Genomic DNA, 10,329 nt, shown 5'->3' on the forward strand with positions numbered 1-10,329 from the left:
AAATTGTGGCACTAATAATAAAAAAGCAGGGCGTTGGCCCTGCTTTTTTATTAATAACACTGTTATGATTCATATTGTTATTATTAACCCGTTTACTGATTAACGATTTACATCACCCAACCAACCATTTTTAGCTAATGGATAAAAACCTACTCCAACGGCAATTAACGCCACAAACGAGATATAAATACCAGCACCAAGATAACTATATTGACCTAATAAATGCTCAGGGCTTAATAGATAAATAGTTAATGTTGGTGTAAATGCACTAAATAGCGCATAGGCTAAATTATACGAAAATGACAAACCTGAATAGCGGATTGCAGGTGGAAAAGCCCTTGTGCCAACTATTGCTGTCATGGCAACTGAACCAATAAATAGCCCAAATACAGCCCAAATCAGATAAAGTTTAATTAAAGACATATTTGGAGACAAAGAGCTATAAAATACAATGCTCATAATAGCAAGCCCACCCCAGTTAATCAGCATGGTTTTGCTTGTACCTAGTTTATCTTCTAACCAACCAAAAATAATACAACCGATAGTTAATGTTAACGCTGCAATACAGCCACCAATGCGCCAATCAAGATTAGCAAAATGGTACATACCGCCTACAATACGACCAGGCGTAATTAAAATACCCACCATAATGGCGGTCGATAACGACCAAGTCAAAAGCGCCACAATCACGCAGGCTGTTTTATGTTTTTGAAGCACAGTAACCACAGGAATCTTTTTCTCGATCGCTTTACGTGCTGCTAACTCTTTAAAGATAGGAGTTTCGGATAAAAAACGACGTAAATAAACCGAAATAACCCCAAAAATGCCACCAATAATAAACGGAATACGCCAAGCGTAATCTAAAATATTCTCGGTAGTAAAACAAAGATCAATAATAATGGTTACAATAAAACCAAGCAAAATACCACCAGTAATACCTGAAGTTAACGTACCGATACCTAAACCATAACGTTGCTTTGGCACATGCTCAGCAATAAACACCCAAGCCCCTGGCATTTCACCACCAATTGCGGCACCTTGAAGCATACGCATTACTAATAATAACAAAGGTGCAAAAATGCCAATCATGTCATAAGTTGGCAAAACACCGATAATAAATGTTGGTAATGCCATCATTGCCACGCTTAAAGTAAACATTCGCTTACGTCCCACTTTATCGCCAAAGTGCGCCATAATAATACCGCCAACAGGACGAACCAAATAACCCGCTGCAAAAATCCCCCAAGCAAACAAATCTAACGTTAATGGTGATAAAAAATGCGGCAAAAATAGAGGTTTGACAATGGTATCGATATAAAGAGCGTAGATAACAAAATCATAAAACTCTAACGTACCCCCCAAAGAGGATAAAACTAACGTTTTAAAATCCTGACGATTTAATGGTCGAGCACTTGGCTGCCATTGCTTGTTAATTTCAAACTGACTCATGACAAAACCTTATTATTAAATTACGATAGAAAATAAAAAATCTACCTTTTATTGATCTAAGCTAAAAATGTGAAATTTATTCTGCCATAAAACAATCTTCTTTTTTTCATCATAAAAAAATTTAATATATACAACAAATCTGCTTATTTGATTTATAATCCAACCAATTTATGCTTAAAAAATCTAAATCTCAATAAAGCATAAACAATAACGAATAGGTTGGATAAAATTTGATGAAAAATAATAAAAAAGTACGCTGCAGTTGGGTCTTGAACGATCCAATATACATTGATTATCACGATAACGAATGGGGAATCGCTCAATATGATAGCCTTAAGCTATTTGAGAAAATTTGCCTTGAAGGACAACAAGCGGGATTATCGTGGATCACTGTTTTGAAAAAACGCGATGAATATCGACGTTGCTTTTTTAATTTCGACCCACAAAAGATTATTCAGCTAACGCCTGAAGACATTGAACATCTTTTAAAAAATAAAGGACTAATTCGTCATCGTTTAAAGCTAAATAGCATTGTAAAAAATGCTCATGCTTATTTAAATATGCAAAAAAATGGCGAAGATTTCTCGCAATTTATCTGGTCTTTTGTTGATAATAAACCAATTATTAACCATTTTAACGACAAAAGCGAAGTCCCCATAAGTACTGATATATCAGAAAAAATGTCAAAAGCTTTAAAAAACAAAGGTTTTACATTTATTGGTTCTACCATCTGTTATGCTTTTATGCAGTCCATGGGATTAGTTAACGATCATTTTGAAAATTGTTATAAAAAATAAAGGAAAAAATGGATGATAGTAAAATCAATAAAGTATGGTATAGCCTTAATATTAGCCTATTTTATTATTGCTAACATTGCGATTTATATTTCTTCGTTGCAAAAACCAGTAAAAAATGCCGATACCGTGGTAGTATTGGGAGCACAAGTGATTAAGACACCAGCCATAGCTTCTTCAACCTTAGCCGAACGTTTAAATATTGCCATAAATTATTTACAAAATAACCCACAAACCAAAGTTGTTGTTTGTGGCGGACAGGGCAAAAACGAATCTGCAACTGAAGCCAGTGTAATGGCTCAATATTTAATTGAAAAAGGGATCGATGCTAATCGAATTTATCAAGAAGACAAATCAACCCGAACAGCCCAACAATTTATCTATGCAAATCGTATATTACCCTTAGGAAAAACGGTTGTGGTAACCAATGATTTTCATTTATTGCGATCGCTAATGCTTGCTAAACGTTCAGGAATTAACGAAGTATCGGGCTTAGCGGCGCCATTAGATTTGACTAAAAGAGATAAATATATCGCATTAATAAGAGAACCCCTAGCACTAGCAAATTCTTGGTTATTTGACCACCCAAGCGATAGCATAAAACCAGAAAACTCATTATTAACTCAATAAACTAACTAAAACTATCAGCGCATAGTGGCAAAACCAAGGACAACTGCTGTTTTTGCCATGCTTCCATGATATTATTAACCATTAAAATTTAAATCAGCTACAGATCAATATGAAATCAGATACAATTGTTGCACAAGCAACGCCACCAGGTCGTGGTGGTGTAGGTATATTGCGCATTTCTGGACCCAAAGCCCAAGCCGTGGCTCAGGCAGTATTAGGGCAAATACCCAAACCAAGGTATGCGCATTATCTTCCTTTTTTAGCTACTGATGGTTCAATCTTAGATGAAGGTATTGCGTTGTTTTTTCCTAATCCACACTCTTTTACAGGCGAAGATGTACTTGAATTACAAGGGCACGGTGGTCCAGTTATTTTAGACTTGCTTTTAAAACGAATACTTGAGATCCCAAATATTCGTATTGCAAAACCGGGCGAGTTTTCAGAGCGAGCCTTTTTAAACGATAAATTAGATTTAGCTCAAGCCGAAGCCATAGCTGATTTAATTGATGCTAGCTCAGAACAAGCGGCAAAATCGGCGATATCATCCTTACAAGGTGTATTTTCTAAAAAAGTGAATGCATTGGTTGAATCCTTAATTCATTTACGCATATTTACTGAGGCAGCAATCGACTTTCCTGAAGAAGAAATTGACTTTCTATCTGATGGCAAAATCGAAGCACAACTTAATGAAGTGATTGCTAGCTTAAGCGAAGTTCGGCAAGAAGCTAAACAAGGATCATTGTTACGAGAAGGCATGAAAGTAGTCATAGCAGGGCGTCCTAATGCTGGAAAATCAAGCTTACTAAATGCCTTAGCTGGACGTGAAGCTGCCATTGTGACTGATATTGCTGGCACCACGCGCGATGTACTACGTGAACATATCCATATTGACGGTATGCCGCTACATGTTATTGATACCGCAGGTTTACGAGAAGCCAGTGACGAAGTGGAACGAATCGGCATAGAGCGGGCTTGGCAAGAAATTAAACAAGCCGATAGAGTACTGTTTATGGTTGACAGCACAACCACAACCGAAACCAACCCCGAAAAATTATGGCCAGAATTTATTGAACGCTTACCTAAAAATATGCCAGTAACCGTAATTCGTAATAAAGCCGATTTAACGGGTGAAAAGCTAGGGTATAGTGAAGTAAATGGCTACTCACTGATTCAGCTTTCAGCTCGAACGGGGGAAGGTGTTTCACTATTACGCAATCACCTAAAACAAACAATGGGCTTTACTAGTAGCACTGAAGGTGGATTCTTAGCCCGTCGCCGCCACCTTCAAGCACTTGAAAAAGCCGCTGAACACTTAAACAATGGTAAACACCAGCTAATTACCTTTCACGCAGGTGAATTGCTAGCCGAAGAGCTAAGACTAGCCCAAGAAGCCTTAAGTGAAATCACCGGAGAATTTACTTCTGATGATTTATTAGGCCGTATATTCAGTTCGTTTTGTATTGGTAAATAAGGTTAATGATTGATAGCTTCGCATTTTAATTATAATTGATTAAAACTTATCAAAAGAGAGCGGAATAAATGGGATATTTTACTCAATATCCTAAAATACATCATGGCTTTTTACGACCTTTTCTTTTCCATTTTTTGGTTCTATGCCATTTAATCTGCATTCTTATATCAAAAACTAATGCTAATTTAAATATTCTTACTAATACATAAAATAACGTAAAACATATTCCCAAAGTTATTGGAATGAAAAAGGCCTTTTGCTCATTAACTATTTTTGATATTTTTTTTTGAGACTCTTCAGAGTTAAAGTGTTCACAAATTATTTTTGTGGTTGTGAAAGATACCTTATGGTGCTCAGCCCATTTTTTTTCATCAAAGCCGGTTTCATTACATATTGAAGCATTTAAATACCATTTGCTATTGGTAAAAGGTATAAATGCATACTGGGAGTTTTTGGCATAATTATTAGATACCCAAAACCATGGTTCATTTTTTTCTACTTTGATTAGGGCTGAAGAAGTAAAAGAAAAATTAGTACACATAAGAAATACAATAAATAAAATGAGTAAAACAATAAAGTTACAAAATATTTTCCATAACGTTATTTTTGGGTAGGAAAGGGTTTTAATATTGAAATGTGGCTTAATTTTAATGATTTGACTTGCTGCCACTCCGTTTCTATGTAACCACTTTTGATATTTTTTAATCTGTTCATAACTCGTCGCTGATACGCCATACAACGTATTAAAGTGAAATATATCTATGTTCCTTTTATGAAACCTTTGCAAGTTAGTATTCGAAAATTCCGAATATTTTTTACCTAATATAAACATCAAAATTCTATTTTTTATCAGAAAATAAATCTTCCATTTATAAATAAAAAATACCGCTATTACAGCAACGATAAAGTATAGAATATATTCAAAATAAGGTAATTGAATTAAAGCTAAAATCTGATTATCAACTGTTTCTTTTGTCACTTTATTAAACCGATTCTTATTGTTAAAAAATTGCTATCTACATAAATTAAAAATTTTATTTTTTCCATAACTATGTTTTTTATTGAAAAAAAACTTATTCACTCACAAAACAGCAATCACTGAACTTAGCCATTGATTTTGGGTTATAGATGTAATTAAATTATTTTTATGGGAAGCAATGACCGATTCACAACCTAATGCTAATGCGAGCCAATATGAAAGTTCGTCTTGATTGCCCCCAATTCTTTGTAACTTATTAACATCCTCTAATTCAATATGATTTTTAGACAAATTGATTAACACTTCTTTTTCTTGCTTGTTAGTTAAATTAGCAAGCCAAAGTTGATTTACTTGTTTGATTACTGGTTGCATATCAACCATTTGTTGAAAAGCAAGCTGTAGATCGCTTGTGAACATTGGTCTTAAAATTTCAACTTGGGCAATATCAATACCCATATCTTGGTAATGTGATTTTTTCACAAGCAAGAAAGCAGTTAAAAAACTTGAACTTTGTGACTTAGTATTATCGACAATAATTAATTCAAGCTCAGGTTCTGTTGCATCCACCCATTTAGTTAACTGTTCTACATCAATTTCATTTTCGATTTTCTGCGATAGCGAATAACGCTGTTTGATTCCGATCTTTTGATAAGCTTGACTAATTGTGTTTTCAATACAAATATCAGCATGTTGTGATGAATAAACAGTAATATTTATTGATTCTGTTTTCGGAAGTTTATTTAGTACAGAACGCATTGAAACAAACAAATCTTCGATATAGTGTGCTGTATCAAATTTATCATTAAAGGTTAATGATTTATTTACTTCAGCACTTATATTTGAACCATTATTAAGTATTTTGTTTGCAGTTACTTGGTTAGGTAAAACATAAAAGCTATCAAGAACAACCAATGATTGCATCGCCCATTTTTGCCAATTTTGTTCGATATTTTTTTGTTCTTGTTGCCATATATTATATTCTTCTTGGGCAAGCCCATAAAAATAGATTCGAATACTAAAAGCAATTCCTCCAATAATTAAGGTAATCAGTGTCGAACCTACCCAATAAGTCCACTGAGAGCTATAACTACTGTCTGGCCACAATCTGGCTAGTATAAAACTCGTAATAAAAAATAACAGGGTAATAAACATTCCCCATGTTTTCCAATGTAACTTTGCTGGTGGTTTTGCAATGTTGCTAACGTTAGGTTTAGACCAAGACATACTATCTAACTCTATAATTTATTAATGATTAATATTACTTAAGGCTATAGGTATATTATCTATAACTATAATCTTATTACGTTAAAATATATCTAAGATACATTTTTATGGTGAAACAACTTAAATCAATGCGTATTATGGTGCCACCAATACTGGTAAATTCATCGCCCCAGCAGGGTAATACTGGGGGGGGTTGCGTTGCGTCGCCATGATTTATCGACCATTTGATTTTGAATTTTATAAAAGGTTTTTAAGCTCATATTTGTACGCAGTATTCCTTATTAATCTTTTAATAATAAAAAAGGTGATTATCCTTAATTCTCGAATTATAGGTAATTTTAGGAGTTTGCTTATTCTCTGTATATTTACCTTGTCGTTTTAACTTTCTAACTTTTTTATTAGTGAATCTCCTTAAATCAATCCTTGATATTCTTTGTAAATTTAGAGCCCTAAATATTTGTTCGGCTATTTTCACTTTAGTTTTAAAGCTGTCTTTTAAAGCAACAATTAAACTGATAATAGCAAAAGAGCCAAAAACAATGCCAAAAGTACGAAAATTCCTAATAAATCTTATATCTAAAGATAATACCGCATCTAAACCATAGGAATAGATATCAAGGCAAGTAAAAAATAACAATATTATTGATAAAGTCAAAACGGTACACTTTGCGCAAAAAATAAAATAAGCCCAACGTCCTCGAAAACAGTTAGGGCAGACGCTGATCATCTTCTCATCAGGTTTGGCAATAGCATAGAGTTCGTAATGGTCGTTTTGCCATTCGGCAACGACAATCACTTCATCCCCCGGTTGAAACGGACAATCGCCAATCCAACCGCGGTAAATTTCATCGCCAATTTGAACATTTACAAAGTTGGCTTTTCGAGGCAGTGGTTCAACTCCAGCCTCACCAGTTAGACCCACTTGCCCCCGAAATGTGCCAATAATTGCGCCAATTTTTGCTGCTCTATTTAATCTTTCAACGCTTTCTTTAACGTTTTCATATGATTCGACCTCAAATTGGCGCTTTTCTTCTTGTAAATCAATGCGTATTATGGTGCCACGAATACTGGTAAATTCATCGCCCCAGCAGGGTAATACTGGGGGGGTGGCGTTGCGTCGCCATGATTTATCGACCATTTGATTTTGAATTTTATAAAAGGTTTTTAGGCTCATATTTGTACGCAGTATTCCTTATTAATCTTTTTAATAATAAAAAAGATTACTATCATATATTTTGTTTATATAGTTAGTCTTAGGTTTTTGATTATTTGGCTTATATTTTCCTTGAAGCTTTAATTTCCAACATTTTCTATTGGTAAATTTTCTTAAATCGATCCTTGATATTTTTTTAAAGTTTAAAGCTTTAAAGATTTGTTCGGCAATTTTCACTTTAGTTTTAAAGCTGTCTTTTAATGCAATAATAAAACCAATAACAGCAAAACTACCAAAAGCAATTGAAGCAGCTGAAATATTATTTTTATAATTATTACTCAAAGTAACTACGTCATCTAAATCATGATAATATATATATATGCCCGTCACGACTATCAGTGCAATCATCAAAGTCATAATAGTACATTTAAGGCAAAATACAGAATAAGCCCAACGCCCTCGAAAACAGTTAGGGCAGACGCTGATGATCCTCTCATCAGGTTTGGCAATAGCATAGAGTTCGTAATGGTCGTTTTGCCATTCGGCAACGACAATCACTTCATCCCCTGGTTGAAACGGGCAATCACCAAGCCAACCACGGTAAATTTCATCGCCAATTTGAACATTAACAAAATTAGCCTCACGTAAAACAGGTTTAGTTTCTGGCAAACCTGTTAAACCAACTTGCCCGCGAAATGTACCAATAATGGCGCCAATTCGTGCTGCTCTATTGGTTCGTTCCATTGTTTCTTGCATATTTTGGTAGGATTCAACTTCAAACGCTTGTTGCTGTGTTTGTAAATCAATGCGTATTATGGTGCCACGAATACAGGTAAATTCATCGCCCCAGCAGGGTAATACTGGGGGCGTTGCGTTGCGTCGCCATGATTTATCGACCATTTGATTTTGAATTTTATAAAATGTTTTTAAGCTCATATTTGTACGCAGTATTCCTTATTAATCTTTTTAATAATAAAAAAGATTACTATCATATATTTTGTTTATATAGTTAGTCTTAGGTTTTTGATTATTTGGCTTATATTTTCCTTGAAACTTTAATTTCCAACATTTTCTATTGGTAAATTTTCTTAAATCGATCCTTGATATTTTTTTAAAGTTTAAAGCTTTAAAGATTTGTTCGGCAATTTTCACTTTAGTTTTAAAGCTGTCTTTTAATGCTATAAATAAACCGATAACGGCAAAAATACCAAAAGTAAGCGCCATACAAGACATAGTATTCAAATAATAGCTGTTTAAGGTTAAAACTCTATCGAGATTATGATAAAAGATGTAGAGCCCTGTTATTACTAACATTACTATCAAAAAAGTGATAATAGTACATTTAATGCAAAATACAAAATAAGCCCAACGTCCTCGAAAACAGTTAGGGCAGACGCTGATGATCCTCTCATCAGGTTTGGCAATAGCATAGAGTTCGTAATGGTCGTTTTGCCATTCGGCAACGACAATTACTTCATCCCCCGGTTGAAACGGGCAATCACCAAGCCAACCACGGTAAATTTCATCGCCAATTTGAACATTAACAAAATTAGCCTCACGTAAAACAGGGTCATCTTCTGGCAAACCTGTTAAACCAACTTGCCCGCGTAAGGTACCAATAATGGCGCCCATTCGTGCTGCTCTATTGACTCGCTCCATGGATTCTTGCATATTTTGGTAGACTTCAACTTCAAACGCTTGTTGCTGTGTTTGTAAATCAATGCGTATTATGGTGCCACCAATACAGGTAAATTCATCGCCCCAGCAGGGTAATACTGGGGGCGTTGCGTTGCGTCGCCATGATTTATCGACCATTTGATTTTGAATTTTATAAAAGGTTTTTAGGCTCATAGGTCATAAACTCTTATTATTTTTCGTAATAATATAAAAAATTATCACCTAACCATGTATCGAAAACGATTTTAGGTGTTTGGCTATTTTTCTGGTATTTACCTTGTCTTTTTAATTTTCTAATTTTTTTATTGGTTAATTTTCTTAAATTCATTCTTGATATTTTTTTAAAGTTTAAAGCTTTAAAGATTTGTTCGGCAATTTTCACTTTAGTTTTAAAGCTGTCTTTTAACGCAATAATTAAGCCAATAACAGCAAAAGTGCCAAAAGCAATGCCAGAAGCACGAAAATTCCTGACAAATCTTATATCTAAAGATAATACCGCATCTAAACCATAGGAATAGATATCGAGGCAAGTGAAAAATAAAAGAACTAAGAATAAAGCAATAAAAATTCCTTTTAAGGCATAAATAAAATGTGCCCAACGCCCTCGAAAACAGTTAGGGCAGACGCAGATCATCTTCTCATCAGGTTTGGCAATAGCATAGAGTTCGTAATGGTCGTTTTGCCATTCGGCAACGACAATCACTTCATCCCCTGGTTGAAACGGGCAATCACCAAGCCAACCACGGTAAATTTCATCGCCAATTTGAACATTAACAAAATTAGCCTCACGTAAAACAGGTTTAGTTTCTGGCAAACCTGTTAAACCAACTTGCCCGCGTAAGGTACCAATAATGGCGCCCATTCGTGCTGCTCTATTGACTCGCTCCATGGATTCTTGCATATTTTGGTAGACTTCAACTTCAAACGCTTGTTGCTGTGTTTGTAAATCAAT

At 34.6% G+C, this 10,329-nt stretch carries 10 protein-coding genes; 3 read left to right on the forward strand and 7 right to left on the reverse strand.

The window, feature by feature from the left end; genetic code table 11:
- Window positions 1-99 precede the first annotated feature (99 nt).
- Complete coding sequence (locus A9G36_RS04280; protein WP_065568634.1) at window positions 100-1,449, reverse strand: MFS transporter; 1,350 nt, start codon at window positions 1,447-1,449, stop codon at window positions 100-102.
- A gap of 233 nt (window positions 1,450-1,682) precedes the next feature.
- On the opposite strand from A9G36_RS04280, the gene A9G36_RS04285 reads away from it, so the two are divergent.
- The 3 genes from A9G36_RS04285 to mnmE all read left to right on the forward strand — a co-directional run bounded on the left by A9G36_RS04285 (window position 1,683) and on the right by mnmE (window position 4,344).
- The gene (locus tag A9G36_RS04285; protein WP_065568635.1) at window positions 1,683-2,246 is read left to right on the forward strand and encodes a DNA-3-methyladenine glycosylase I; all 564 of its coding nucleotides are present in this window, start codon (window positions 1,683-1,685) and stop codon (window positions 2,244-2,246) included.
- A gap of 12 nt (window positions 2,247-2,258) precedes the next feature.
- Window positions 2,259-2,873 (forward strand): YdcF family protein, encoded by a 615-nt coding sequence (locus A9G36_RS04290; protein WP_065568636.1) that lies wholly within the window; start codon window positions 2,259-2,261, stop codon window positions 2,871-2,873.
- 109 nt (window positions 2,874-2,982) lie between these two features.
- Window positions 2,983-4,344 (forward strand): tRNA uridine-5-carboxymethylaminomethyl(34) synthesis GTPase MnmE, encoded by a 1,362-nt coding sequence (mnmE, locus tag A9G36_RS04295; protein ID WP_065585437.1) that lies wholly within the window; start codon window positions 2,983-2,985, stop codon window positions 4,342-4,344.
- A 100-nt stretch (window positions 4,345-4,444) separates the two neighbouring features.
- Here mnmE and A9G36_RS04300 read toward each other — a convergent pair whose 3' ends face one another.
- From A9G36_RS04300 to A9G36_RS10135, 6 genes are all read right to left on the reverse strand, one after another.
- On the reverse strand, window positions 4,445-5,323 hold the full coding sequence (locus tag A9G36_RS04300; protein WP_065585438.1) for a DUF6216 family protein: 879 nt from the start codon (window positions 5,321-5,323) through the stop codon (window positions 4,445-4,447).
- Between the two features lie 102 nt (window positions 5,324-5,425).
- On the reverse strand, window positions 5,426-6,547 hold the full coding sequence (locus tag A9G36_RS04305; protein WP_065574201.1) for a hypothetical protein: 1,122 nt from the start codon (window positions 6,545-6,547) through the stop codon (window positions 5,426-5,428).
- Window positions 6,548-6,836: 289 nt separating this feature from the next.
- Complete coding sequence (locus tag A9G36_RS04310) at window positions 6,837-7,721, reverse strand: putative type VI secretion system effector (RefSeq protein WP_065576001.1); 885 nt, start codon at window positions 7,719-7,721, stop codon at window positions 6,837-6,839.
- Between the two features lie 30 nt (window positions 7,722-7,751).
- The gene (locus A9G36_RS04315; protein WP_065585439.1) at window positions 7,752-8,636 is read right to left on the reverse strand and encodes a putative type VI secretion system effector; all 885 of its coding nucleotides are present in this window, start codon (window positions 8,634-8,636) and stop codon (window positions 7,752-7,754) included.
- A gap of 30 nt (window positions 8,637-8,666) precedes the next feature.
- Complete coding sequence (locus A9G36_RS04320) at window positions 8,667-9,551, reverse strand: putative type VI secretion system effector (RefSeq protein WP_065585440.1); 885 nt, start codon at window positions 9,549-9,551, stop codon at window positions 8,667-8,669.
- 16 nt (window positions 9,552-9,567) lie between these two features.
- Window positions 9,568-10,329, reverse strand: a 762-nt coding sequence (locus tag A9G36_RS10135; protein ID WP_065585441.1) for a putative type VI secretion system effector, incomplete at its 5' end; no start/stop codon positions are given.

Source organism: Gilliamella sp. Choc6-1 (genome assembly GCF_001690385.1).
GTDB classification, from domain to species: domain Bacteria; phylum Pseudomonadota; class Gammaproteobacteria; order Enterobacterales; family Orbaceae; genus Gilliamella; species Gilliamella apicola_A.

What these genes read in the sequence shown, in the direction of transcription:
- A9G36_RS04280 (WP_065568634.1), bottom strand. Translation starts at nt 1,449, where the DNA reads ATGAGTCAGTTTGAAATTAACAAGCAATGGCAGCCAAGTGCTCGACCA.
- A9G36_RS04285 (WP_065568635.1), top strand. Translation starts at nt 1,683, where the DNA reads ATGAAAAATAATAAAAAAGTACGCTGCAGTTGGGTCTTGAACGATCCA.
- A9G36_RS04290 (WP_065568636.1), top strand. Translation starts at nt 2,259, where the DNA reads ATGATAGTAAAATCAATAAAGTATGGTATAGCCTTAATATTAGCCTAT.
- mnmE (WP_065585437.1), top strand. Translation starts at nt 2,983, where the DNA reads ATGAAATCAGATACAATTGTTGCACAAGCAACGCCACCAGGTCGTGGT.
- A9G36_RS04305 (WP_065574201.1), bottom strand. Translation starts at nt 6,547, where the DNA reads ATGTCTTGGTCTAAACCTAACGTTAGCAACATTGCAAAACCACCAGCA.
- A9G36_RS04310 (WP_065576001.1), bottom strand. Translation starts at nt 7,721, where the DNA reads ATGAGCCTAAAAACCTTTTATAAAATTCAAAATCAAATGGTCGATAAA.
- A9G36_RS04315 (WP_065585439.1), bottom strand. Translation starts at nt 8,636, where the DNA reads ATGAGCTTAAAAACATTTTATAAAATTCAAAATCAAATGGTCGATAAA.
- A9G36_RS04320 (WP_065585440.1), bottom strand. Translation starts at nt 9,551, where the DNA reads ATGAGCCTAAAAACCTTTTATAAAATTCAAAATCAAATGGTCGATAAA.